Source organism: Pseudovibrio sp. FO-BEG1 (assembly GCF_000236645.1).
Classification (GTDB): domain Bacteria; phylum Pseudomonadota; class Alphaproteobacteria; order Rhizobiales; family Stappiaceae; genus Pseudovibrio.
Genome location: NC_016642.1, coordinates 5,148,026 through 5,173,011 on the forward strand (window position 1 = coordinate 5,148,026; position 24,986 = coordinate 5,173,011).

The 24,986-nt window shown below is 52.0% G+C and carries 20 protein-coding genes; 5 read left to right on the forward strand and 15 right to left on the reverse strand.

The window, feature by feature from the left end:
- Positions 1 to 12 precede the first annotated feature (12 nt).
- A complete protein-coding gene (gene catB, locus PSE_RS23180; protein ID WP_014287008.1) occupies positions 13 to 636 on the reverse strand; it encodes a type B chloramphenicol O-acetyltransferase in 624 nt (207 codons plus the stop codon).
- 422 nt (positions 637 to 1,058) lie between these two features.
- Between catB and hisN the strand changes: the two genes are divergently transcribed.
- Positions 1,059 to 1,850 (forward strand): histidinol-phosphatase, encoded by a 792-nt coding sequence (gene hisN, locus PSE_RS23185; protein WP_014287009.1) that lies wholly within the window; start codon positions 1,059 to 1,061, stop codon positions 1,848 to 1,850.
- Here the strand turns inward: hisN and PSE_RS23190 are convergent.
- On the reverse strand, positions 1,847 to 2,788 hold the full coding sequence (locus PSE_RS23190) for an alpha/beta fold hydrolase (protein ID WP_041768775.1): 942 nt from the start codon (positions 2,786 to 2,788) through the stop codon (positions 1,847 to 1,849). The two genes, hisN and PSE_RS23190, sit on opposite strands and share 4 nt — an antisense overlap.
- Before the next feature lie 118 nt (positions 2,789 to 2,906).
- Here PSE_RS23190 and PSE_RS23195 point away from each other — a divergent pair, with 118 nt between their 5' ends.
- Positions 2,907 to 3,545: a pyridoxamine 5'-phosphate oxidase family protein gene (locus PSE_RS23195; RefSeq protein ID WP_014287011.1), complete on the forward strand. Its 639-nt coding sequence runs from the start codon at positions 2,907 to 2,909 to the stop codon at positions 3,543 to 3,545.
- Positions 3,546 to 3,626: 81 nt separating this feature from the next.
- Here PSE_RS23195 and PSE_RS23200 read toward each other — a convergent pair whose 3' ends face one another.
- The gene (locus tag PSE_RS23200; protein ID WP_014287012.1) at positions 3,627 to 3,995 is read right to left on the reverse strand and encodes a hypothetical protein; all 369 of its coding nucleotides are present in this window, start codon (positions 3,993 to 3,995) and stop codon (positions 3,627 to 3,629) included.
- A 346-nt stretch (positions 3,996 to 4,341) separates the two neighbouring features.
- Here PSE_RS23200 and PSE_RS23205 point away from each other — a divergent pair, with 346 nt between their 5' ends.
- Positions 4,342 to 4,806 carry an Hsp20 family protein gene (locus PSE_RS23205; RefSeq protein WP_008551438.1) on the forward strand — a complete coding sequence of 155 codons (465 nt, stop codon included), beginning with the start codon at positions 4,342 to 4,344 and terminating at the stop codon, positions 4,804 to 4,806.
- Positions 4,807 to 5,436: 630 nt separating this feature from the next.
- On the opposite strand, the gene PSE_RS23210 is transcribed toward PSE_RS23205, so the two are convergent.
- The 7 genes from PSE_RS23210 to PSE_RS23240 all read right to left on the reverse strand — a co-directional run bounded on the left by PSE_RS23210 (position 5,437) and on the right by PSE_RS23240 (position 11,307).
- On the reverse strand, positions 5,437 to 6,240 hold the full coding sequence (locus tag PSE_RS23210) for a hypothetical protein (protein WP_041768776.1): 804 nt from the start codon (positions 6,238 to 6,240) through the stop codon (positions 5,437 to 5,439).
- 186 nt (positions 6,241 to 6,426) lie between these two features.
- Positions 6,427 to 7,464, reverse strand: a complete 1,038-nt coding sequence (locus PSE_RS23215; protein ID WP_014287015.1) for a low specificity L-threonine aldolase — start codon at positions 7,462 to 7,464, stop codon at positions 6,427 to 6,429.
- Positions 7,465 to 7,542: 78 nt separating this feature from the next.
- Positions 7,543 to 8,391, reverse strand: coding sequence for an endonuclease/exonuclease/phosphatase family protein (locus tag PSE_RS23220; protein WP_041768777.1), 849 nt, complete (start codon positions 8,389 to 8,391; stop codon positions 7,543 to 7,545).
- Between the two features lie 141 nt (positions 8,392 to 8,532).
- Positions 8,533 to 9,123, reverse strand: a complete 591-nt coding sequence (locus tag PSE_RS23225; RefSeq protein WP_008551366.1) for a DoxX family protein — start codon at positions 9,121 to 9,123, stop codon at positions 8,533 to 8,535.
- Between the two features lie 71 nt (positions 9,124 to 9,194).
- Positions 9,195 to 10,031 carry a DNA-binding domain-containing protein gene (locus PSE_RS23230; protein WP_014287017.1) on the reverse strand — a complete coding sequence of 279 codons (837 nt, stop codon included), beginning with the start codon at positions 10,029 to 10,031 and terminating at the stop codon, positions 9,195 to 9,197.
- Positions 10,015 to 10,917, reverse strand: a complete 903-nt coding sequence (locus tag PSE_RS23235; RefSeq protein ID WP_014287018.1) for a DUF692 domain-containing protein — start codon at positions 10,915 to 10,917, stop codon at positions 10,015 to 10,017. The genes PSE_RS23230 and PSE_RS23235 overlap by 17 nt, the downstream gene beginning before the upstream one ends.
- 96 nt (positions 10,918 to 11,013) lie before the next feature.
- Positions 11,014 to 11,307, reverse strand: coding sequence for a DUF2282 domain-containing protein (locus PSE_RS23240; protein ID WP_008551278.1), 294 nt, complete (start codon positions 11,305 to 11,307; stop codon positions 11,014 to 11,016).
- 722 nt (positions 11,308 to 12,029) lie between these two features.
- Here PSE_RS23240 and gltB point away from each other — a divergent pair.
- Positions 12,030 to 16,712, forward strand: a complete 4,683-nt coding sequence (gene gltB / locus PSE_RS23245; protein ID WP_014287019.1) for a glutamate synthase large subunit — start codon at positions 12,030 to 12,032, stop codon at positions 16,710 to 16,712.
- 11 nt (positions 16,713 to 16,723) lie between these two features.
- The gene (locus PSE_RS23250) at positions 16,724 to 18,157 is read left to right on the forward strand and encodes a glutamate synthase subunit beta (protein ID WP_014287020.1); all 1,434 of its coding nucleotides are present in this window, start codon (positions 16,724 to 16,726) and stop codon (positions 18,155 to 18,157) included.
- Between the two features lie 782 nt (positions 18,158 to 18,939).
- Here PSE_RS23250 and PSE_RS23255 read toward each other — a convergent pair.
- The 5 genes from PSE_RS23255 to PSE_RS23275 form a co-directional block, all read right to left on the reverse strand.
- Complete coding sequence (locus PSE_RS23255) at positions 18,940 to 20,046, reverse strand: hypothetical protein (protein ID WP_014287021.1); 1,107 nt, start codon at positions 20,044 to 20,046, stop codon at positions 18,940 to 18,942.
- A gap of 24 nt (positions 20,047 to 20,070) precedes the next feature.
- Complete coding sequence (locus PSE_RS23260) at positions 20,071 to 20,553, reverse strand: SEC-C metal-binding domain-containing protein (protein ID WP_041768779.1); 483 nt, start codon at positions 20,551 to 20,553, stop codon at positions 20,071 to 20,073.
- Between the two features lie 316 nt (positions 20,554 to 20,869).
- On the reverse strand, positions 20,870 to 22,210 hold the full coding sequence (locus PSE_RS23265; protein WP_208998031.1) for a methyl-accepting chemotaxis protein: 1,341 nt from the start codon (positions 22,208 to 22,210) through the stop codon (positions 20,870 to 20,872).
- A 186-nt stretch (positions 22,211 to 22,396) separates the two neighbouring features.
- Positions 22,397 to 23,557: a DUF459 domain-containing protein gene (locus PSE_RS23270; RefSeq protein WP_208998032.1), complete on the reverse strand. Its 1,161-nt coding sequence runs from the start codon at positions 23,555 to 23,557 to the stop codon at positions 22,397 to 22,399.
- Positions 23,558 to 23,619: 62 nt separating this feature from the next.
- Positions 23,620 to 24,837 (reverse strand): lytic murein transglycosylase, encoded by a 1,218-nt coding sequence (locus PSE_RS23275; protein ID WP_041768780.1) that lies wholly within the window; start codon positions 24,835 to 24,837, stop codon positions 23,620 to 23,622.
- Positions 24,838 to 24,986 lie beyond the last annotated feature (149 nt).

Below are 24,986 nucleotides of genomic sequence, written 5' to 3' on the forward strand. Positions count from 1 at the left end.
GCAGCCCATCCCTTAAAAGCCAAGCCAATAGTCGTAAAGCCGCTCGATGTCTGAAGAGCACAACAGCGGCATAGCCCCTTTCAAAGTATCATCATTCCAATCCCACCACTTCATCTCTTGAAGCATCTGCACCTGCTCCTCTGAAAAGCGGGAACGGATAACCTTGGCTGGATTGTCTGCAACAACCGCATAAGCAGGAACATCCTTCGTCACCACTGCACGGCTGCCAATCAAGGCCCCATTTCCGATCTGCACACCCGGCATGATCATCGCCTCAGATCCTATCCAGACATCATTGCCGATGCGCGTTGAGCCTGAAGGCTTAAAGCCATCCGACGCCCCTTCAAACGCAGGCTCATCAAAATAATGGAACGGGAATGTCGAAGCCCACTCTGCCCGATGGCCTTGGTTCCCAGTCATCATGAACACAGCGCCAGACCCAATCGAGCAATATGATCCGATGACGAGCTTGTCTTGCTCATCTTCCTCAGCGCTCAGATATCGGGCACACTCATCAAAACTGTGGCCGTGATAAAAACCGGAATAATAAGAATGCTTTCCAACGATGATGTTGGGATTGGTCACCTGTTCCCGAAGCGGAATACCCTTAAACGGGCTCTCAAAATAATTTGGCACCTTTTCCTCCCCTGCCTTGCAACCTTCCTACGATGGGGAGCATTAACAACTTAACAAAAAAAAGGCCGCGCTCATCCGGGAGGCGGCCTCTAGTCTAGGGAGGAAACACCCTTTCGCGAAGGGCGGCGCAGACTCCAAATGTCGCGCTGCAACAAGGCTTGCATCGCATCGCAAAAACGTCAAGCACTCAACACCGGAATCGCGCCTTTCCTAGACGAATTGGCCAGTTTGTATCCTTGCGACAACACCCTGATTTTTCAGGGATCATGGACGTTGGTATGAGTTTCATGCAGCGCACTAGCACTAAGTCGTAGACGCTCCCGGCACGTTAAAAATGGGTCTATTGTCCCTGCGCATTTGCACTTTTGAAAATCCTGACTATGGTGCGCAGGCGATTGACTGCTCCTACCGGATGAATTGATATGACCTCTTCCAATCCTGATTACGCTTTTCTTCACAAACTTGCTGACGCTGCAGACGCAAAAACCATGCAGCATTTCCGCAGCGGCTATGAAGTCGACAACAAGCTGGACGCAGGTTTTGATCCGGTCACCATCGCGGACCGCTCAGCAGAAGAAGCAATCCGCGCCGTTCTGGAAGCTGAACGACCAGACCATGGCATCATCGGTGAGGAATACGGCAGAACCCGTGACGACGCAGAAAACGTCTGGGTTCTTGATCCTGTCGACGGCACCCGCTCTTTCATCTGCGGCACGCCGCTCTGGGGCACACTGATCGGCCTCAGAACCAACGGCAAGGCTACTCAAGGCATCATGAGCCAGCCGTACAACAGCGAACGTTTCTGGGGCAATTGCGAAGAAGCCTTCATGACCGGCCCTCTGGGCGAGCGAGCGCTGAAAACACGCAGCTGTGCCTCTCTGTCAGAAGCAATCATCACAACAACAGAACCATCACTCTTCACAGAGACCGAACGCCCTGTTTGGGATGCAATCTGCGCAGAAGCCCGCCTTACTCGCTACAGCACGGATTGCTACGGCTACGCCATGGTAGCAGCAGCTGGCTTTGACGCGGTCATCGAAACAGGCATGAACACCTACGACATTCTGGCTCTTATCCCGATCATCGAAGGCGCTGGTGGTTTCGTCACCAACTGGACAGGCGGTAACGCAGCAGAAGGTGGTCAGGTTCTCGCAACAGGCGACAAGCGTCTGCACGATGAACTCCTCGCCAAACTGGCAAGCGTTGCAGTTTAATCAGCGCTTCCGGGAATAAACGCGTCAAACGCAGCCCAGAACTGCTCACGATAAGGATCTCGCTCCATTAAAATCTCGTGGCGAGATCCTCGAATTTCAAGAAAGCTCATGCCAGGACACGAGCGGCACAGCTCTTCGGCATCATCCGTCGAAACAATTTCATCCCGTCCGGCACCAATCACCAAGGACGGGACGCCAAACTCAATCTGAAACTCCGGCTCTTTAAAGCGCTCAGTCGCCATGCCCATCGCACGGAACCAGCTCACGGTCGGCGAACCAAGCCCCAACTGTGGTGCAGCTTCAAGAATATCGTTCATGCGCTTGAAGCGATCAGGATCAGAAGTGAGAGTGTTGCCATCATAGTCAACGAGGATCTTGTCGTTGCCACCGGGAACAAACGCATTCCCCATTCCGACCCAGACCAGGCTTTTCGCCAAAGCTCCTGCAAACTTGCGAATCCGCCCGCTCATTGCAAGGCCCACCAGCGGAGCAGTCAAAACAGCACGATCAATCTTTGTTTTGAGACGCCGGTTCGCATGCATCACCACAGCGCCACCTGTCGAGTGCCCAAGCAGGAAGTGTGGACCGGGACAATCAGAGAGAGACACATTGTCGAGAACAGCGTGCAGATCCAGCGCAAATTCATCAAAGCTTTCAACGTGGCCACGTCGCTCATTCTTCAGCAACCGCTCTGAACCACCCTGCCCGCGCAGATCAAAGGCCACCACATAAAAGCCACGTGCGCGTAGCTCCTCAACGACCTCGAAGTATTTCTCAATAAACTCGGTCCGCCCCTGAACAATGGTCACCGTTCCCTTCAGGGGAGACCCTGTCGGAGCCCAGCGTGCCCAACGGATTTTCACATTGTCTTCCGTCTGCACAAAGCCAGACTCGGTTCCTTCAGGAACACGATTGAAATCCGTATCAACCAGCAGCATCAGCACGTAACCTCTAGTTCTCTCACACTCAATTTGATAGCCTCTCCGGGTAACCCGCCGCAACCGCAATTTCTGGAAGTTTTCTCAGTTCCATTGCGCGGACTTAAGGATATTTTTCATGCAAGACGCAGACCTGAAATCTGTTTCCCACGAAATTACCAGTCTGGAGCAACTCGAAGAGCTCTATGGCAGCCCCAAGCAAATCTCTATCGACAAAGAGGTTGGCTACATTTCAGAGCATTATAAAACATTTATCGAAGCGTCACCCTTCTTCGCACTGTCGACTGTCGCAGAAGAGGGAACAGACTGTTCTCCACGTGGTGACCCAGCTGGTTTTGTAAAGGTCATCGACGAAAAAACCATCGAGTTTGCGGACCGCCGCGGTAACAACCGCATCGACAGCCTGCGCAACATCGTAAGAGATCCACGCGTCTCTTTGCTCTTCATGATTCCGGGTATTGGTGAAACTGTGCGAATTAACGGTAAAGCCAGCATCTCCACGGATCCAGCTCGTCTGGAAGCACATATGATGGAAGGCAAACTACCCAAGTCCATCATCACGGTGACCGTCGACACCATCTACTTCCAATGTCAGAAGGCCATCTACCGTTCAGGCCTTTGGACAGAAGAAGCAAAGGTTGATCGCAAATCGATCCCATCTGCCGGCCAAATGGCACAATCCCTTTCAAAAGTTGAGTTTGATGGTGCAGCCTACGACAAAGCTTACCCAGCTCGTCTGAAAGAAACAGCTTACTAAGCCCAAACACCGAAAGACCTGCCTTGATCGCAAAAAGGCAGGTCAGACGGATAAACAGATTAAGAAGGTCGGCAGTCGCGTTTAGTAGCCCAGGTAGCGGTACTTCAGGATCCAGCCGCTGTAAGCGTCAACAACCAAACGTGCCGGATAATGGCCCTGCCAGTTGGCTTTCACAATGTAAACATCGCCCTTACGCTTCACTTTCTTGAAGTTACGATAGCCCCAGGAACGCAGCCGACGTTTGATCTGCTTCTTGTTCAACGCATGATGCTGTCCATGCCCCCAGTGACGCTGCTTCTTATAATGAGCCTGCGTCACCTGAATGCTTACATTTGGCCCATCAAAACTAAACTTGGTTGCAGCATTTGCTGGAGCCGCCGCACCAGAAACTCCTAAAGCCACAACAGCTGCAGCGGCCAGTCCGGTAACTTTTTTCTTCAAAGCATTCATCTGTTTTCTCCTTGTTGGCAGTAGGGATTGCCTCAACACAAGAAGACACTAGCAAGCACCAGATGTACGGGATCAGAAGCCCTCGTTCAGGTTCTGTTAATCTGCAAAATCCAGGCTCCAAACGAGCAAAAACACCTATTTTGAAAAAAAGCTCTTGAAACTTATTCAGCCCGTTCCCATCTCAAAATCACAGGCGCCACAGAGTGGGTCTGACACCGCTTAGAACCTTCGCCAATGATGGGAAGGCACTGTAAGCAAAAGGAAAATTTCATCGTCCGCGCGCTTTGCGGCGAGTGGTGAACGTTGCTCAGATGGCTGATTAGCCACATAAAAGAGGACACTAAAAATGCGTCATTTCGATCTTACTCCCCTCTACCGTTCCACAGTTGGTTTCGACCGTCTTTTCTCCATGCTGGATTCAGGAACGGAGCAGCAGGGATCAGCATATCCTCCTTACAACATTGAGCGCACAGGAGAGAGCGCCTACCGCATCTCCATGGCAGTCGCCGGTTTTAAGGAAGATGAACTGACCATTGAAGCTAAAGAACATGTCTTGACTGTTTCCGGCGAGAAAAAGCCTGAAAGCGATGAAAAAGAAGTTCTCTACCGCGGAATCGCCTCCCGCGCTTTTGAACGCCGCTTCCAGATCGCTGAGTATGTGAAAGTGATTGGCGCAAGTCTGGAGCACGGATTGCTCCACATTGACCTCATCAGAGAAATCCCTGAGGCAATGAAACCGCGCAAAATCAACATCACATCTGGTGACAAGAAAGAACACAAACAGATTGAAGGCGAAACAGTAGCTCACTAAAGCAGCCCAAAACCGCAAAGCCCTCGCGAGGAACCTTCCTCCCAAACTCCCACCCTCGCGAGTGGCCACCCTGGTAACATTCTGAATAACCCAAGGCGTGTTTCTCAAGCCGAAACCGAATTTAGAAACACGCAGTCTCTCTAAGATTGGCTGGCCCGCCTCCAGTCAGCCAATCTCATTCAAATCAACAGGTTCCTCCTCCGCACATTTCCCATGCGGATCTGTCTGGCTGCCTCTCCCCCCCAAAGGGCCAGACACAATTAACGCCCCGCTTGCCCCAGCGGGGCGTTCTTTTATGCGCCCACCACTGCATACTTCTGCGCTTTCACACGCAAACTCAGCATCATTTTCAGGAATAACCGCGTTTCCTATGCTCACTCAGCTACTTAAGAAAATCTGAGTGGTAAGTTACACGCAAAAAAACATATGTAGAGTGCAAAGCTTAAGGCAGTGCCTTGAACCCACTGGACCGACACCGCGAGGGTTAGCCTCTAACACCCTTGCTATACCCTTGCAGGTGCCCCGCTGGTCTGCGGACTTATATCCCTCCGCAGGCCAGCATTCTACGTCTCAACCGCCCACACCGCAACTACAAGATGCAACCGCGAGGCAAGCATATTGCCGTCGGTTTTACATCTGACAGTTCTGTTGTTTGTAATTGTAGAATAGTTCAGTTAGCTCCTCGGCTTTTTTCACTGATGCAACTCTGAACTGAAGGTACCGGGGAATTTGCACTGCTCCCGTTAGCAACTGATCTTCTTTCGGGGCATCCCCCAGATACATCAAGTTAACAACCAAAGCTCGAGGTTTTTCGAGTCTCTTTGCCTTTTGAGCAAACTGGTAAAACAAGGGAGCATCCTCATGAATCTGAGGTGTCCCTAGACCACCATTTTCATCAGACTTAAAGACACTCGTGAGATTGAAGGTCAACGTACCGTTTGGTTGAGCAAATATCTTATAAAGCGCTTTATGATCAACAGCACTTGCCTCATCACTGGTAAAACGCTTCTGCTCGGTCGTTTGACCAGAGGCACTTTGAAGCGTTAACGTTCCACCCTTCAAACGTTTATGCGATAGTTCAGAAAACTTTATGAGAGAGGCAGCAAGCGAAACCGGTTTACTTGCCAACTGGTCCCACCCTGCTTTTAGCAAGGCACCCTTTGGCTGGAGAGGAAAAATCTCAACTCTTCTGAATTGAAAACCTCTCAAATCTGCAGTGAGATATGTGCTGGTATAGTTCTCAGAGTCATTAAAGCCCTTGGTCTTCTTCTCCAGCTCGACAGTTAACTGACATCCACGCAGTGTGATATCAAGATCAGGCTCATTTTGCTCCGCACGTATCGCGGCAATCACATCCTCTGCAGTCGGTCCACCGTTCCAAAACAGCATGTATCCAGCTAAGCCCAGTGTGAGCAAAGCTGCTGCAGCAATCACTATATATCTCAAAAGATTATCTCCGATTAGCGACCTATAAACATGCATGGAGCCCACAATCAAAACAGCTCGAAAAGCACGTAAACACTCACTAATGCGTTTTTCTTGCGCAAAGCATATAAGCGCAGACAGGCACCTTAGGGGGCCGCATTCCGATCTCCCCTAAGATGATAAATTTTGCCACTGTTAGCCGCGCAGATGAGCTAGGAACTCATCGACCATTTCAGGCGTTGTGGCGAAGCAGGTGACCAGGCGGAGGAACACTTCGTCTTCGGAAGTGAAATCCGCCGGGATGTCGTAGAACTTCGCGCCAGCAGCTTCCAAACGAGCAGCTTGTTCTTTGGTGAACACCGGGAACAGCTCATTTGCCTCAGGCTTGATTGGCAGACGCACACCTTCAATGTCACGCATACCATCAGCAAGACGAGTACACATCGCATTGGCATGACGAGCAGTCGCCAACCAGCTGTCGTCTTTCAGATAGCCTTCAAACTGCGCTGAGATGAAGCGGGCCTTGGAGAAGACCTGAGCCGCACGTTTACGCAGATACTCAAAGCCTTCAGCATCTTCTGGATTGAAGAAGACCACAGCTTCCGCACACCAGCAGCCGTTCTTGGTTCCACCAAAGGACAGCACATCCACACCGGCTTTCCATGTCATCTCCGCTGGCGAAACATCCAGAGAGACCAACGCATTCGCAAACCGTGCGCCATCCATATGCAAAGGAACATTGCGGGAATGAGCTACGTCCGCCAGTGCCTGAATCTCATCCAGCTGATAAAGAGTTCCAAACTCTGTCACTTGTGAGATGGAAACCGCTGCCGGACGCCCGTGCATCGGATTGTTATCCGGCACTTTGTCCATCGCAGTCCGCAATACGTCTGGCGTCAGTTTGCCGTGCTCACCGCCAATACCAATCAGCTTGTTGCCAGCGGTAAAGAACTCCGGCGCATGACACTCATCCACGTTGATGTGCGCATCCTCATGGCAGAACACTGCTCCACCCGGCTTCGCATACGTCGCAAGCGCCAGTGAGTTGGCTGCCGTGCCGGTTGAAACCAGAAACACAGCCACTTCTTTTTCAAAGAGATCATTGAACTGCTGCTCAATAGAACGGCTCAATGGATCAACCCCATAAGCGGTGGCAAAGCCGCTTGTGTGGTTCGAGAGTGCCGTCATTACTGCACTCGTCGCACCTGCCCAGTTGTCACTCGCAAAAATCATAGGATTTGAATAACAACAAACCGAGGGAACTCAAGCCATTTATTGACCTAAACGGCAAAGCTCTCCACCAGAAGCAGCTTAAGTCGCTTCAATCTTAGAATGAGCACATTGTTGTTCAGCCTCAGTCACACCGGACTTCAACGTCAAAACAAGAGGGCAATGGTCAGAGACTTCAGGCTTTTGCAGCACCTGAAAGTTTGAAATCTGATCGACTTGATCAATCAGCATGTAATCAGCAAACTTTCCCGGCTTCTTGTAGTAGGAGTTTCGGGTCGTCTCTACACCATAGTGCTTGACCAACTCAACCAAACCATCTCCTTCAAGCAGTCTTATTGTTACGCTGTCAGGCTCCACATTAAAATCACCGCAAACCACCCGCAGGTCATCTGGTTCAGAAACAGCCTGTGAGATATTGAGAAGCCTCTTAGCTTGCGCAAGACGATCTGGCGTATCCATCTTACCCTTTAAGTCACGCAGCCCATGCATCTGAGTGATGCTCACCACGCGATCACTGGCATAGTCATACACGCGAACCCCATGCGCACTTCGGGATCGCGGATGTTCCCCGTACCCATCCGCTGAATAGCCCTTATGCACAAACCCTTGGACCTGCCCAATGATGGGAAACGAACGATGCACAAAAGTTGCCAGCCCCCATTGAGAAGGGACTGATTTATCATCATCCCACAGAACGCCCTGAGCAGCAGGACAAAAGACAGCAACATGTTCAGGAAGAGCTTCGCAGACATCCCGAAAGAGGTTAGCACGTTGAGGCAAAACATGATTACCGTCGCGATAAGTCAGCCAGTCCTTATCACTTTCGGGCGTATGCACCACCTCCTGCAAACACAGCACATCAGGCAGGGCTTGCGAGAGATAAGGCAGCAAGTCGGAGTAAAGCGTTCCACCCCAACCATTCAAAGACATGATCTGCAACGCCACCTCCCTTGTTTTTGTCGTGCAAGCTCAAGTCTTATACGCAAACAAAAAAGGGCGCATCAACTGAACAGTGATGCGCCCATAATCTGTGCTCAAGCCTACAAGAGAGGAAGGCTGTAAATCAGAACCTTATGCGTGGCTCTTGGTATCAGACAAACCAGTCTCATGGTGAATACCGAACCACTTGCCCAACACCCAGTCCAGAGAGAAGACGCCTGGACCACGGATCACCAGCACGGTTGCCAGGAAGATCCAGAGAGCACGCTGGTCGAAGATCAGTGCAGATGGATGACGGTCGAACAGCGCACCAATAGTCGGCAGGTCTACACCGTGACCAACCACATCCACGATGGACATAACAACCACAAAACCAATGAAGCCGATACTCGCAGCGCGGGTAAACAAACCCACGACGATTAGCACTGGGATGATGATTTCACCCCATGTTCCCAGCAGAACGATCAAGCCATACGGAAAGAACGCGATCTGGGAGATGTCATAGCCAGCCGCTTCGGTGATATGCGGCAGAATCTGCGCATATGCACCCGTTGATGGCGACAAGAATCCGAAGAAACCATCACCCAACTTGGTCAGCGCTGAGTTCCAGAAGTACATGAACAGGACGCCAGCGAACAGAAACCGCGCAGACAAACCAAGGAACCAACCTTCAGTAACGCGTTCCAGCCAACCAAATACGCCCTGATATAAATTTACAAGCATTCTCATCGGATTCCTCCTCAGGTGCTTCCCACCACTCGGGGGCCATACCGCCCGGCCCCGCGTAATCATTACTAAGCTTTGATATGGACGCTCGCGAACACGCGTGCGCTCAGCAGACAGCCCAATGCCTGCGACAGATCAAAGAGTTTAAAAGAGGACGAAACCACGTCAGCGGCTTCTCCCAATGTCTTGCCAAAGAACAGCAAATCAGCGAATGCCGCTACGTCCTGAGCCAATCCGGTCAGTGTCACGTCCATGTCTGGACGGCAAATCAAAATCGCTTGATCAGCTTCTGGAGTAACACCCTCCACGTTCTCTGAACGGTTCTGCTTCCAGATCTCGCTCAGCGGAAAACGGGAGTAAATCAGTTTGTGTGCAGGGATCGGCGTAAACACCGCATCCCCTAGCTTTGCTGGATCAATCTTGGTCAATGCATCCGGCGCCAGAGGGCTCGCATCTGCACCGTGGTACACACGCAGCCAAGCCCATTCCATCTCCGCCACATCCTTCAGGTACGGATAGTCCGCCAACGGAGGAAACGCGCCAATGAACTCGGAGAACTTGCCACCAAACTCGCTGAGCACAGGCTGCTCAGGCGGACTTTTGCGAATAAACTCTGCAGCAAGGGCCCGAAAATAATCACGCCCAACCAGTTCATGTACTGCGGGAAAGTTGGCAGCCATTGCATCAATCAGGCTCGCCATCACGTTATTGCGGTAAACGCCATAACGCTTCTCAGATGGATTACCATCACGCCCAACAACCCCATCGGGAACTGGAACAGCTGGATTCATCAACCCGTCAGAAAACATGTCAAAGCCTTGCATGTTCGTCTGCAAGTCTTGCAAAGGAACGCCAAATCCTTTCAAGGCAATCTTTTCCTTCGTGTTATCAGGCGCCTGAGACATGGTCACTCCGCTCTTCAGAAGCTTTTGCGTGTGCTTCAATGTGGGATTGGATCATCACATCAGCCTGCTCGGCTTCGTAAGCCAGAATTTCCCAGGTCGGAATGTTTGCATCCCACTCGATCAATGTCGGCTGAGGGCCAGTCCGATCAATTGTGCGAGCATACAGAGCCCAGACCGGATCAGCGACCTTGCGGTCGTGTGCATCGATAAGAAGAGGATAACCCAGCTCGTCTGTTTCTGGCGCATGCCCACCCAGATGGATTTCCTGAACATGTTCAACCGGGAACTGGTCCACATAGTCTTCAGGTGAACCACCGGAGTTGGTTGCAGAAACAAACACATTGTTCACGTCCAGCAGCAATCCGCAGCCGGTCCGCTTCACAATTTCACGAAGAAAATCAGTTTCTTCGTAGGTGCTTTCTTTGAAGATCACATACGCGCTTGGGTTTTCAAGCAGCATCTGACGACCAAGGAAAGTCTGCACCTCATCAATATGATCAACCACCTGCTGCAAAGTCACTTCTGTGTATGGCAGCGGCAGAAGGTCATTGAAATACTCAGTGTCATGCGTTGACCATGCCAGATGTTCACTGAAGAGGCCTGGATCATAGCGGTCAACAACGTCTTTCACACGAGCAAGGTGATCTTTGTTCAAAGGGTCAGCACCACCAATGGAAAGGCCAACACCATGAACGGAAAGAGGGTAATCCCGGCGGATCGCCTCAAGATAACCATGTGGGGGTCCACCGGCACCCATGTAGTTTTCCGCGTGGATTTCGAAGAAGCCCATATCAGGTTTTTCATTGAGAATGGTGCGGTAGTGATCAGCCTTTAAGCCGACGCCACCTCGTGCAGGCAGTTTTGCATTGACCCTTTGCGCACTCATATCGCACCTCGTCCTCTATTATGACTTCTTCTTAAAGAAACACCGGAGGGGTAGAACCCGCCCCGGTGCCATGCAGTATATTGTAATTTAAAGCGATTATTTTGGCAGGTCGCGGGAAAGTTCAGTCAGTGAACCTTTGCGGTCACCTGGAACTTCGATGGATTCACAGGTGCCAGCTGGTACGAGTGTCCAAGCATTGCCCTGATAGTCTACAGTGGAAGTACCCGCACAAGTGGTGCCTGCGCCAGCTTTACAGTCGTTCTCACCAGCAAGAGAAACGCCGTAACATTTTTCTTTGGAAGCAGCTTCAGCAACAGTAATGTTCGCACCAGCTACAGCAGCAGTAACAGCGGTTGCGAGTACAGCAGCGGACAACGTTTTTTTGGACATTTCAAAACTCCTCAATTGAAATTCGGCGATGTGTTCAACAGGTTTGGTTCGCCTCTGAAGACAGTTCTTGCAAAAAACTCGATCAATGGGAAATCAAACACATGTTATTTTCGCGCGATTAAACCAATAAAATGAGATCATCCTCCTCACGGGTTCGTGAATAGTTGAAATATTATTGCATCTAACTTGAGTTTTAGGTGCCAATGCGACAATCGGCCTAATAAAATTAAAAGAATAGAAATAAAGTCTTTCTGAAACACTCTTGCTCTACCCTCTGAAATCTGGCATGTTCGCGACGCGGAAAAGGACAGGAGTACTGTCCTTATTATCCCGCATGCGTTGATGACAATCTGGAAGACACCTTCCAAGCGATCCGCCTAAGAGATCCACACAACGCTAAAGAGAAGAATGTAGGCGCGTTCCCAACGCCGCGACATTCTCCCCCAAATGTGTGCCCTGCGGACATATCGCAATGCACTCGCCAAAGGGGTAAGATAGATCGGAGGAAACTCCGAATGGGCGGCCCTACATATAAAGAGGCCGTGCTTCATTCGACAGATCCGGGGCAAGCCGTGCCGGGGCTTCGAACGAGCCGCGAGGAAGACATCCCCGCGACCCGAACGAGGAAGTGACCTTAACCGGTCACATTGAGATGAGCGAAAGTGAGGCCAAAAATGGCAGAAAAAGGAGGAAACACGATGCATATGAGTGGGGGGGAAACTATGAAAACCCGTGCTACCACCACTGGCACCGTTACGGAAAAACTCCGCACTGCTGCCACTGAGGGGCTTTACAATCCAGCCAAGGAGCACGACGCCTGTGGTGTCGGCTTTATAGCTAACCTCAAAGGCGCAAAATCTCACCATGTGGTACAAAGCGGCCTTCAGATCGTTGAAAACCTGACACACCGCGGCGCCGTGGGCGCTGACCCTCTGATGGGTGACGGTGCAGGTATGCTGACCCAGGTCCCACACGAGTTATTTAAAGAAGAATGCGCGAAGATCGGCTTCGAACTGCCAGAAGCAGGCGAATACGGCGTAGCATTCCTCTTTCTTCCACAAGATAAAAAGCTCCGCGAGCAGTGCGAAAGCATCGTTGCGGAATGTGTATCTGAAGAAGGACTTAAGATTCTTGGCTGGCGTGATGTTCCAGTCGACAATTCTTCTTTGTCGAAAGCACCGGATATTGCTGCGACTGAACCAGTCTCCCGTCAGTTGTTTGTAACACTACCAGACAATACTGATGGTGATGTTCTGGAGCGTCGTCTCTTTATCCTGCGCAAAGTCATTTCCAACGTTGTGCGCGAGAAGTGTGATGCAGTAGATAAAGGCTTCTACATCGTCTCCTTCTCCAGCCGCACCATCGTTTACAAAGGCATGTTCCTCGCCTACCAGCTTGGCGCCTACTACGATGACCTGCGTGATGAGCGCTATGTCTCTGCTCTGGCATTGGTTCACCAGCGTTTCTCAACCAACACCTTCCCATCCTGGGATTTGGCTCACCCATACCGCATGGTTGCGCACAACGGTGAAATCAACACCCTGCGCGGCAACGTAAACTGGATGGCAGCCCGTCAGGCATCTGTGTCTTCTCCGGCATTTGGCGATGACATCAACAAACTCTGGCCAATCTCCTACGAAGGCCAGTCAGACACTGCATGTTTCGACAACGCATTGGAATTCCTCACCACTGGTGGCTATTCCCTCGCGCATGCAGCAATGATGCTGATTCCAGAAGCATGGGCCGGTAACCCATTGATGGACGAAAACCGTCGCTCCTTCTACCAGTACCATGCAGCTCTCATGGAGCCATGGGATGGGCCAGCAGCGGTTGCGTTCACAGATGGCCGCCAGATCGGCGCAACGCTTGACCGTAACGGCCTGCGCCCTGCCCGCTACATTGTGACAGACGACGATTTCGTCATCATGTCCTCTGAAGTTGGCGTTCTGGACATTCCGGAAGAGAAGATCGTCCAGAAATGGCGTCTGCAGCCAGGCAAGATGCTGCTGATCGATCTGGAAGAAGGCCGCATCATTTCCGACGAGGAAATCAAGCGTCAGCTTTCTACTGCGCACCCATACAAAGACTGGCTGCACCGCACTCAAATGGTTCTGGAAGAGCTCCCACCTGTGCGTGAACGTGCACCGGTTGCTGGTGAAACCCTTCTCGATCGTCAGCAGGCATTTGGCTACACGCAGGAAGACATCAAGCTTCTCATGCAGCCAATGGCAACAGTTGGTCAGGAAGCACTGGGCTCCATGGGCACCGACACACCTGTGTCTGTTCTCTCTGACAAGTCCAAGCTGCTGTACACCTACTTCAAGCAGAACTTCGCGCAGGTGACCAACCCACCGATCGACCCGATCCGTGAAGAGCTGGTGATGAGCCTGGTGTCCTTCATCGGCCCACGCCCGAACCTGTTTGACCTGAAAGGTCTTTCAACCTCGAAGCGTCTGGAAGTGCGTCAGCCGATCCTCACCAACGCTGATCTGGAAAAGATCCGCGCAATCGGTGATATCGCTGACAATCAGTTCCAGACCAAGACCCTCGACATTACCTACTCCGCCGAAAAAGGCCCGGAAGGTATGGAAGATGCGCTGGCGCGTCTGTGTGAACGTGCTGAGAAAGCAGTGCATGGTGGTTACAACATCATCATCCTGTCTGACCGCGTGATCTCACGGGCCCGCATCGCAATTCCGGCACTGCTGGCAACCGCAGCAGTCCACAACTACCTGATCCGCAAAGGTCTTCGCACCTCTGTTGGTCTCGTGGTCGAAACCGGTGAAGCACGCGAAGTTCATCACTTCTGCGTTCTGGCGGGCTACGGCGCAGAGGCAATCAACCCATACCTCGCGTTCGAAACAATCCGCTCTATGCACTCTGAGGGATACTTCCCTGAGGAAGTGGATGAGCACGAAGTTGTTTCCCGTTACATCAAAGCCATCAACAAAGGCATGCTCAAAGTCATGTCCAAGATGGGCATCTCCACCTACCAGTCCTACTGTGGTGCGCAGATCTTTGATGCGGTTGGCCTGAACTCCCAGTTCGTTGAAAAATACTTCTTCGGCACAGCAACCACCATCGAAGGCATCGGCCTTGGTGAAGTCGCTGCTGAAACTGTTGTTCGCCATCATGACGCGTTTGAGGACATCCCAATCCTGCGCCGCTCTCTGGATGTTGGCGGTGAATACGCTTACCGCTCCCGTGGTGAAAGCCACATGTGGACTCCAGACAGCATCGCAACTCTGCAGCATGCAGTTCGCAACAACCTGCCAGAAAAGTATCTGGAATTTGCGAAGGAAGTGAACGAGACCTCTGGTCGCTTCACCATCCGTGGCATGTTCCGCGTGAAATCCGCAGAAGAGCTGGGTCGTCGCCCGATCAACATCGACGAAGTGGAATCCGCAGAAGACATCGTCAAGCGCTTCTCAACCGGCGCGATGTCCTTCGGTTCCATCTCTCGCGAAGCACACACATCACTTGCGATTGCCATGAACAAAATCGGCGGCAAGTCCAACACCGGTGAAGGTGGTGAAGAAGCAGAGCGCTTCAACCCGCTGCCGGATGGATCTCCAAACCCGATGCGTTCCGCAATCAAGCAGGTTGCTTCTGGTCGCTTTGGTGTAACCACCGAGTATCTGGTCAACTCCGACATGATCCAGATTAAAGTGGCACAGGGCGCGAAGCCGGGTGAAGGCGGACAGCTGCCAGGCCACAAAGTAGATGCAGTGATCGCGAAAACCCGTCACTCCACCCCGGGTGTTGGCCTGATTTCACCGCCACCACACCACGACATCTACTCCATCGAAGATTTGGCACAGCTGATCTACGATCTGAAGAACGTGAACCCAGTTGCAGACATCTCCGTTAAGCTGGTGTCAGAAGTGGGCGTTGGTACAGTTGCAGCAGGTGTTGCAAAAGCACGTGCAGACCACATCACTGTCTCCGGCTTTGACGGTGGTACTGGTGCATCTCCGCTCACCTCTCTGAAGCACGCTGGTTCTCCTTGGGAAATGGGCCTTGCTGAAACTCAGCAAACCCTCGTTCTCAACGGTCTGCGTTCCCGTGTTGCGCTGCAGGTAGACGGTGGTCTGCGTACAGGCCGTGACGTTCTCATCGGAGCTCTGCTGGGTGCTGACGAATACGGCTTCTCAACTGCACCGCTGATCGCAGCAGGTTGCTTGATGATGCGTAAGTGTCACCTGAACACCTGCCCGGTTGGTATCGCAACTCAGGATCCTGTCCTGCGCAAGCGTTTCAAAGGCACTCCTGAGCACGTCATCAACTACTTCTTCTACGTTGCAGAAGAGCTGCGTGGCCTGCTGGCTGAGCTCGGCGTCAAAAAGCTGGACGACATCATCGGTCGCTCCGACATGCTCGACAAAGAGTCCGCGATCAACCACTGGAAGTCTCAGGGTCTTGATTTCTCCAAGATCTTCTACCGTCCAGATGCAACTCCGGAAGAGAGCCGCTGGTCCATGCTACAAGAGCATCCGATCAATGACATCCTTGACCGTGAGCTCATCAGGAATGCAGCACCAGCACTTGAAAGCAAAGAGAAGGTCTCCTTCCCTGCGCAAATCAAGTCTGTTGACCGCTCCGTTGGCGCAATGCTCTCCGGTGAGATTGCAAAACGCTATGGCGCAAAAGGCCTCAAGGACGACACCGTTCACATCGCCATGACCGGTACTGCGGGTCAGGCATTCGGCGCATTTGTTGCCAAAGGTGTGACCATCGATCTGGAAGGCGACGCGAACGACTACGTCGGTAAAGGCCTCGCAGGTGGTCGCATCATCGTACGCCCACCAGCAAACACCCGCATCGTGCCTGAAAACTCCATCATCGTCGGCAACACCGTTCTTTACGGTGCAACCAGCGGTGAAGTGTACTTCCGCGGTGTGGCAGGTGAACGCTTTGCAGTTCGCAACTCCGGTGCAACCGCGGTTGTCGAAGGTGTTGGCGATCACGGCTGTGAGTACATGACCGGCGGTGTTGTTGTTGTTATCGGTCAGACGGGCCGTAACTTCGCAGCAGGCATGTCCGGTGGTGTTGCCTACGTTCTGGACGAAGACGGATCCTTCAACTCTCGCTGTAACCTGGCGATGGTTGAAATCCAGCCAGTGGAAGAAGAAGACGATCTGCTTGAAAAGCTGCACCACCATGGCGGCGACATCGAGCACAAAGGACGTGTGGACCTGTCAGCTGACATGACACGCCACGACGACGAACGTCTGCGTCTCATTCTTGAAAACCACGTGAAGTATACTGGGTCCACGAAGGCAGCAGACATTCTTGCCAACTGGGAAGAATGGCGTCCGAAATTTGTGAAAGTTATGCCGGTTGAATACCGTCGCGCGCTTCAGGAAATGAAAGCTGCGCGTATGGGCCTCGCGGCTGCGGAATAAGAGGGGAAGACATGGGTAAGGTAACTGGCTTTTTGGAGATCGACCGGCAGGAACAGAAGTACCAGCCAGCATCAGATCGCATTCGCCACTTCCGTGAATTCACGGTTCCGCTCTCACAAGTTGACGTAGAGCGTCAGGCAGCGCGTTGTATGGATTGTGGCGTTCCTTTCTGTCACGGTCCAGCCGGCTGTCCGGTCAACAACCAGATTCCGGATTGGAATGACCTGGTGTTTGCCGGCGACTGGGAAGAGGCATCCCGCAACCTGCATTCAACAAACAACTTCCCGGATTTCACAGGACGCATCTGTCCTGCGCCATGTGAGGAAGCATGTACGCTCAATCTGGAAGACATTCCGGTTGCGATCAAAACCGTTGAGCAGGCCATTGTAGACCGCGCCTTCAAAGAAGGCTGGATCAAGCCTGAGCCTGCAACAACCAAGACCGGTAAAACCGTTGCCGTTATCGGCTCCGGCCCTGCTGGTATGGCTGCTGCCCAGCAGCTGGCCCGCGCTGGCCACACCGTACACGTCTATGAGCGTGAACCACGAGCTGGCGGTCTGCTGCGCTACGGTATTCCTGACTTCAAGATGGAAAAGCACTACATCGACCGCCGCGTCGAGCAGCTGGAAGCAGAAGGCGTCACCTTCCACTACGGCTGTGAAATCGGCAAGGATGTAGAGTTCGAGGAAATCTACACCCGTCACGATGCAACACTTCTGTGCACTGGTGCTGAGCGTCCGCGTGATCCGGGCATCCCGGGCATGGACCTCAAAGGCGCCATGTACGCAATGCCGTTCCTCGTGCAGCAGAACCGCCGCGTAGGCGGGGAAGACATCTCCGAGGAAGATCCATACTGGGCTGGCGGCAAACACGTTGTTGTTGTTGGCGGCGGTGACACCGCATCTGACTGTGTGGGCACCTCCTTCCGTCAGGGCGCACTCTCTGTAACCCAGATGGACATCCGTCCAATGCCTCCGCTGAAGGAAGACAAGAACCAGTTCTGGCCGTACTGGCCAACCAAGTTCCGCACGTCGACCTCTCAGGCAGAAGGCGCAGAGCGTGAGTTCTCCGCAGCTACTCTGGCTGTGGTTGGCGATGAAGACGGCGTTGTAACCGGTGTTAAGTGTGCTCGCGTGGATGAAAAGCGTGTTCCGATTGAAGGCACCGAGTTCATCCTGAAAGCAGACCTCGTGCTGGCAGCCATCGGCTTCTCCGGTCCAAACATGGAGACCTACATCAAGGAAGCTGGCGACGAACTGGAGCTGGACCCACGCACCAACGTGAAGGCGAACACCGAGGACTACAAGACCTCCATCAAAAAGGTCTTCGCAGCGGGTGACGTTCGTAAAGGTCAGTCCCTCGTGGTCTGGGCCATTCGCGAAGGCCGTCAGGCAGCTAAGTCTATCGATGAGTTCCTGACAGGGTCTTCCAACCTGCCACGCTGATCTTGGCGAAGAAGTAAACAACAAAGCCCCGGAAAGCCCCGCTTCCCGGGGCTTTTTGATAGCAGCATGTTCGTACACTCTGACGTGCCTTTACAAGCACCAACAGCACCACATGGCCTCCCATGCAGTGTTGGAACTTAAATCTCCCGAAAGTCGGGAGGAGCAAGGCGGCAGGCAACACCTGCGCTACTTGTTAGATATGAGTCTTCGGCATTGGCTACGCGCCTTGCCCGGGCATTTTGGTATGGCCAACATCGCCTCTTATCCTGAAAGACATGATAGCCGGTTTCCCGGAAGACTAGTGGCTTTGCTCAGATAAGTTTCCGTATCCGAACAGGTCCTCTACCCCTGACATGTACTGCTCTGACCAGCAAATGCCACTGCGTGATGCCCTTCAGGCTTGGGCCCTTCCTCTCAGACCATGCAGTCACGCCTGAAAATCGGTGCCACCGGACCTTTGCAAGATGCGTTACCCCTCACAAAAGCCCCACCCAGCCCACGACACACCGACGGACGGCCCGCCAGCAGCCCGTCACGTGGGCATGCAATGAGTATGAGGGCACTTTCAAGCAAGGGGGATAAGTTTTTTGCAAACACTCCGGGCTTCAGCAATCACTCTCACTCCAGAGACAGAAGCAAAGTTGCTTATCCAATAGCACATCAAAAGCGCTCGAAATTGTGAGGAATGGCTTGCGCCCTTAGCTGTCACTCATGGGTACTCTGGCAATCCTAAGGACTGTATATTGCTACGTGAGTTTAACATGGAAGTCATTACATCAAGTTCACTCATGCTGACTTTCTACATGTGCAACCATCTTTTCACAGATGTATTCTCGAAGTTCTTGATCCGACATTTTAGCGATGCGGGGGTCATCTGGTTCCATACTTAGTTGGGTAGCAAGTTGTCTACGATCATAGTCGGCATAAATCTCCATCATTCGACAAAAGAACTCATAGGGAGTTTTTGAAGGATTGTTGACCTGCCGCAGTTCACCAAAGTACGTATCCCTGTTCGCAATATAGTCAACAAAGGCAGCATCACTCATCTGCTCAGCTAGAATGTAGCTTTTCCCATCTGATGCACTCACGACTACATGGATAGTTTTACTGCTTTCACTAACGACAGCCGATTGAACAGTGCCAACCAAACCACCGGGCGCCGCATCGGCAAAATTGTAAGTCTGGCCAACCTTCAGTCGGGCTGGCTCACCTTCAAAGCTCTCTGATGGAAGTGAGCCGTCGAACGTCGCAGGGAATTTTCCACTATCTCCGAGGGCATCTGCAATATCGAAAACTTCTTTATGTTTCTGGTCAGCCCTGTATTTCTCCGTGAAGCTATACTTACCAGGCCGATTAAAATCGGGGATTCTAAAACCGATAGGAGCAACAACGAAGACTGGGTGCTGATCTAGGTGTCGATGTACTGCGATGTTAGTAATAAAGACATAAGCTCGCTCGTCTGGAGCTTGTTGATTCCCTTCGTAGTGAACAATCTTCCGTGACGCAGCATCTATGATTTTTGGGCGGTTCTCGTCATTGGCCTGTGGTTCCGTCGGAGCATTTATATCAATAAACACAAGCCGCTCTGCTTCGGATGGTTTGCTTAACGCCTCATGTAAATGCTTGAAGAGGTTTCTAAGCGGTTTTTGGTCGCTTCCTCCATCCACCTCAGTTTTTCCCAACAGTCCATTGACTACTCGCATTTTGGCTTCAACAGAGTATCGCTTGCCGCTTGACCTATTGATTGCAGCAAACTCGCAGTGTTTGGAGCGGCGATCATCCTCATCTTCAAGTATTAGTTCATATCCAGCCCTGATGAGAGCACCGGCAACAAACAGTTCGTAAAATGCACCTTGAAAATTCGACTGGTCTTTGAGCCGAGTAATCATTTTAGCCTGGAGTTCCACATTGTGTTACAAGAGATACAGATTGTATGCCAATCCAAGATAGCAAATGACCAGCCCAGTCACTTCTGTACTATGAATATTGCCGTTAGCTATGCCTGCCTTCTGCTGATAGAGGCAATAACTCTGATACCACTTAATGATCTGGTGCCGTTCATTTTCCGGCTTGGCAAGCTCTGCATTTCCCCATTCCGACCCAATAGTTTTCTTTATGTAGTCGGATAAAAAATCTGGAAATGTCTTCCAACTCTTCGAAAAATGTAACTCATTTTTGACTGCAACAATTTGGTGGTCTTTATGTTGCACCGCGATGATCGGCCGACCTAAGCCTTGCTGGTTTTGACGCTGTACATTATCCGCTTCAACTTCCCGGCGTCTTCGCTGAATATAGTTCACAAAATTTGGGTTGCTGGAAAGATCAGCTAAGTTGCCATGACAATGCTTGTATCGTTTTCCACTACCACACGGACATTGCTGATTACGTCTCACCATTTCCCAAATATACCTCCGTCGCCATCTGGTAGGTGGAGATCACAATCTACCTATAATTTGAGACCTCGTATCGCTTCAATGTCAGCAGATCACATATAGAGTGACCCGATAAGGCCCTCAGAATATCCTTTATGCAAGCAGCATCCCCCATGACGGAACTAGGCGAAGTCAGATGTTAGGCTTAAGCGTCAAAAAGCAGCTATTACATGCCTTTCAAGATCTCTGCATCGCCACGAGAGCCGGAACCATCCGCTCCCCCCTCTTCAGCACAACACGCATCGCTCCCTCACATCTCCCAAAGGCTGCTCAAAGAGTTTTAAGCAGCCTTCACGTTTTCAAGGAAGCTGGCAACTTCGGAGCGTAGGTTTTCGGAGAGAAGGCCGAGTTTGCCAGCGGCTTGATGCAGATCGTTCGAGGCATCTTTGGTGCCCTGGAACTCGCTGTCCAGATCCTGCATGTTTGAGGCGACCTGAGAAACATTCTGGTGGGCACTGTTCAGGTTGCGGGAGATATCATCCGTTGCCTGCCTCTGCTCACTCACCGCCTCATTGATGCCAGTCGAGAGGGAGTTGATCCGCTCAATGGTCTCTCCAATGGAGCGAATAGCCGTCACCGCCTGCTCAGCCACCTTCTGCACTGATTCAACCTGAGTTGAAATCTCTTCGGTTGCTTTCGAAGTCTGTCCCGCAAGGTTCTTCACCTCACTTGCCACGACGGCAAAACCACGGCCAGCCTCCCCTGCCCGCGCCGCTTCAATGGTCGCGTTAAGAGCCAGAAGGTTGGTCTGATTGGCAATCTGGTCGATCAACTCAATCACTTCGCCAATCGCTTTACCGCTCTCCGCAAGGCGTCCCACAATCTCGTTGGTCTTGTGTGCATGCTCCGCAGCATCCTGCGCAAACTGAGCAGCCTGAGTGGTGTTGTCACCAATCATACCGGAGGAGTGCGAAACGCCTTCTGCAGCTTCCACCAGCACTTCAACCGAGGTCTGCGTGGTCTGCGCCACGTCGCTGGACGAAGCCATGGCGCTATGAGCCCCCTGAACACTCGCATCTAACTCTCTGGAGCGCGTCTCAACAGCCTGACTGATATCCAGCAAATCATGAACCACATGACCAACAGAGGCTTCAAACTCACGCGCAACGCTTGCCAAAGCTTCCTTGCGCGCATCCGCAAGTTCCAGCTCCTGCTGCATCTTCGCAGCAGCATCCGCCTCAGCTTTCTTTTTCAGCGCAACCCGGAACTGAGCAATGGAGCGCGCAATTGCGCCGATTTCATCACCCCGTTCTGTGCCTTTGATCTCTGTATCCAGAGCGCCATCTGCCAACGCATCCAGCCCGCCTTGCAGCGCAGCCATATTCGTTCGCATCCCCCGCGCAATCACAACCGCAACAACAAAGAACAGCGCACCAACAGGCGCACAGACCATCACGATGAACATCAGATTGTCGACAAGCAGCGTTTCCAGCGCACTCTGCCCATGATCAGACATAAGCTGAGATCTCAACGTCTCGTCCCCCAACGCAGACGTCAGCGCGTTATAAATCGTAACGAAGGAAAATAGCGTGCCGAGCGACATGATTGTCATGGCCATAAACACGACCAGCACAAACTTCGCCACCATCGACAACTTAAAAACATGCGGTTGGGTAACCATCAAAAGCCCCACTTCACCCATAAGTTGAATGTGAGTAATGTTACCCATGTATGTAAACAGAACACTACCAGCAGGGTGTGAATTGCATGTATTTTCGAAAAAACAGCGATAAAATTTAATTTTTTACAGATCTTCTTGAGTGACTGCTAATATTCACCGCTTACACGCTAAAAAATACTTCAGATATTAAAATCCGGTCCAGCGCGTATCATCAGCCCGGCCGGAAACTTCTGGCAGAGCTTCACCAGATACAGTCAGCTTGAACAGATCACTCCCTGCCGCTGCTTTACCGCCCTTGTCATCCGGCCCGATCAGCTTGGTTTCAGGAGAGGTTAAACGACCTGTCAGAACAATGAAGTTAGGATCATCTTTCACACCTTCAAAGATGAAGGCCGTCGCACTACCAAAGATGCGCGCAATCTCACGCTCAACAAAGTAGGCCACTTTCCGGTATCCAGCCCATGTGAAGTACACACCGTCTTTCGAGCGCAAACGCCTGCTCTTACCGGTCACATCCGGGCCATGTGTGGTGTACTCGCCATTGTCATCCTGAAAAGCGGCCCAGATATCAACGAAGATACCACCTGCCGGCTCCACTTGCTCTTTGAACAAGTCATTCAGATAACTGAAGTTCGCACTCGTCAGGTATTCCTCGGCAGGCGCAAGGCCAACCCAGATCAGCGGCAACTGCTCATTGCGAATAGCCGCAACCAGAGACGCGGTCCGGAAGCGATATTCCTTCTTCCACTCCTCACCCTGAAACTGCAGTTCCTCGGCATAAGTCGCGGGCTGACCATCAATCACCCCTTGCTCGACAACGCTGATATTCCGATTGTCACGTGCACCAAGGGCAACAACAACGAGGCCAACATCCTCATTCTTCAGCGAAGCAGCCACATCTTCCGGCCAATCCGGCTTTTTGACCGCCACAAGCCCTGTTTGAGGATAAACCAGCTTCTTCACTTTGATAGAGGGTGTCTCGGCATAAACCGCCTTCAGACCGTCCGCCAGCCCCATCGCCAGATCGTCACCAACAACCAGCAGGACTTTTGCGTCCTTGCTTTTCTCTTTCTCGACGATCTTCGGCGCGTTCACGACAGCAACGCCACCACTACGATTTTTACGGGTACTGCTTCTGCGGCGCTTCTTCTTGGAGGGGTTCGCCTGCTCAATCCGCTTATTACTCCCACCGAACAACCAGCCGAAAAACGACTTGTTGCCCTTCTTAGGCGCGTTTGCACTGTTGCTGCGCATCTGAGCTGCAACGTCTACAGGCACAACAGAAACGCTGACAAAGCAAAGGCTTACCAGCGCTACAAACACAAGTGACAAAAAGGATCGTTGCATATCCGCGAGTCTCCAGCAGGAACCAACCACCACCATTGGTTTCCTGCAATTAGGAAACCCGATTATGTTCTACCTTGCAACCTATTAAGAAGCTTTATTGAATCGTGACCATCTGGAACAAGTCCTGACGCTTTTTGATAAGCCTGAATCGCCTGACGAGTCCTCTGGCCAATCTTACCGTCAACAGCACCCGGCTTATAACCCATTTCACTCAGGCGCTTCTGTAGTGCTTTCTTCTCACTGAATGTCAGGGGGCGATCCCCACGCGGCCATTCCGCAACAAAACCGGAAAGTCCCAGCAAACGATCAGAAAGGTGCCCAACACCAAGCGCGTAGGCATTGGAGTTGTTGTAGCGCTTGATCACGTAAAAATTCTTGAGCAGCAGAAACGCAGGGCCATTTGCCCCAGCAGGCGTATAAAGCCGTGCCATGTCTCCACCACGAGGGAAGTCCGAACCACTCGCCCGCTTCACACCCAGCTTGCTCCAGCTGGCAAGCGACTGCTGCTTGCGCTGGTTGCTCAGGCGATAATTGAAGTTCTTCGGCAAGGTGACTTCATAGCCCCAGGTCTGACCTGACTGCCAGCCCATCTTGTTGAGATAAGCCGCTGTCGATGCCAACGCATCAGGAATACTGTTCCAGATATCGCGCTTACCATCACCAGTAATATCAACCGCATAGGCTTGGTAAGTGGTCGGGATAAACTGCGTATGCCCCATCGCACCAGCCCAGGAGCCCTGCATCTGCTGCGGAGAAACATCGCCGTTCTGCAAAATCTTCAGCGCCGCAACCAACTGCTTGCGTGCATACTTTCCACGGCGCCCACCATTGTAGGCCAGTGTCGCCAATGCCCGCGGCGTAGACCGAACGATCGCTTTGTTGTCGAGAATACGCCCGTAAGAGCTCTCCATGCCCCAGATCGCCAGCACCACATGGCGGTTCACGCCGTACTTGCTCTCGATCTTGTCCAGCCAGCCAGCCCACTCATCAACCATACGGCGGCCATGCAGCACCCGATCCTGCGAGACCGCGCTATCCAGATACTGCCAGATTGCACGGGTAAACTCAGGCTGGTTCTCAGCACTCTTCTTGATCCGCGGATCAGGGGTCATGCCCTTAAACACACGATCATAGAGCTGAGGGCTCACGCCCTGCGCAACCACAGTCCGCTTGAAGCCTGCAATCCATTTTTGAAAATCACTCCCTTGAGCAAAGCCGTAGGAGCTACTGAAAAGTAGAAACCCAGCGCACAGGACAGCTGGCAAAGAAGAAAATCGCATGAAGCTTTCTCCAGTCACCCGATTGGGAGTTTATTGAGCGCATGCCGCGCAGTCTTTTTGCTTAGCCCTCGGAGGCATTACTGCCATGACTGTCAACCATGGTAAAAAAAAGGCCGTTTTTAATCAAAACCCCTTTTTAAGCTTGTCAA

Excerpts from the sequence above, each read along its gene's own strand:
- hisN (WP_014287009.1), top strand. The coding sequence starts at position 1,059 with ATGACCTCTTCCAATCCTGATTACGCTTTTCTTCACAAACTTGCTGAC.
- PSE_RS23190 (WP_041768775.1), bottom strand. The coding sequence starts at position 2,788 with ATGCTGCTGGTTGATACGGATTTCAATCGTGTTCCTGAAGGAACCGAG.
- PSE_RS23195 (WP_014287011.1), top strand. The coding sequence starts at position 2,907 with ATGCAAGACGCAGACCTGAAATCTGTTTCCCACGAAATTACCAGTCTG.
- PSE_RS23200 (WP_014287012.1), bottom strand. The coding sequence starts at position 3,995 with ATGAATGCTTTGAAGAAAAAAGTTACCGGACTGGCCGCTGCAGCTGTT.
- PSE_RS23205 (WP_008551438.1), top strand. The coding sequence starts at position 4,342 with ATGCGTCATTTCGATCTTACTCCCCTCTACCGTTCCACAGTTGGTTTC.
- PSE_RS23215 (WP_014287015.1), bottom strand. The coding sequence starts at position 7,464 with ATGATTTTTGCGAGTGACAACTGGGCAGGTGCGACGAGTGCAGTAATG.
- PSE_RS23220 (WP_041768777.1), bottom strand. The coding sequence starts at position 8,391 with ATGTCTTTGAATGGTTGGGGTGGAACGCTTTACTCCGACTTGCTGCCT.
- PSE_RS23225 (WP_008551366.1), bottom strand. The coding sequence starts at position 9,123 with ATGCTTGTAAATTTATATCAGGGCGTATTTGGTTGGCTGGAACGCGTT.
- PSE_RS23230 (WP_014287017.1), bottom strand. The coding sequence starts at position 10,031 with ATGTCTCAGGCGCCTGATAACACGAAGGAAAAGATTGCCTTGAAAGGA.
- PSE_RS23235 (WP_014287018.1), bottom strand. The coding sequence starts at position 10,917 with ATGAGTGCGCAAAGGGTCAATGCAAAACTGCCTGCACGAGGTGGCGTC.
- PSE_RS23240 (WP_008551278.1), bottom strand. The coding sequence starts at position 11,307 with ATGTCCAAAAAAACGTTGTCCGCTGCTGTACTCGCAACCGCTGTTACT.
- gltB (WP_014287019.1), top strand. The coding sequence starts at position 12,030 with ATGAAAACCCGTGCTACCACCACTGGCACCGTTACGGAAAAACTCCGC.
- PSE_RS23250 (WP_014287020.1), top strand. The coding sequence starts at position 16,724 with ATGGGTAAGGTAACTGGCTTTTTGGAGATCGACCGGCAGGAACAGAAG.
- PSE_RS23255 (WP_014287021.1), bottom strand. The coding sequence starts at position 20,046 with ATGATTACTCGGCTCAAAGACCAGTCGAATTTTCAAGGTGCATTTTAC.
- PSE_RS23260 (WP_041768779.1), bottom strand. The coding sequence starts at position 20,553 with ATGGTGAGACGTAATCAGCAATGTCCGTGTGGTAGTGGAAAACGATAC.
- PSE_RS23265 (WP_208998031.1), bottom strand. The coding sequence starts at position 22,210 with ATGGTTACCCAACCGCATGTTTTTAAGTTGTCGATGGTGGCGAAGTTT.
- PSE_RS23270 (WP_208998032.1), bottom strand. The coding sequence starts at position 23,557 with ATGCAACGATCCTTTTTGTCACTTGTGTTTGTAGCGCTGGTAAGCCTT.
- PSE_RS23275 (WP_041768780.1), bottom strand. The coding sequence starts at position 24,837 with ATGCGATTTTCTTCTTTGCCAGCTGTCCTGTGCGCTGGGTTTCTACTT.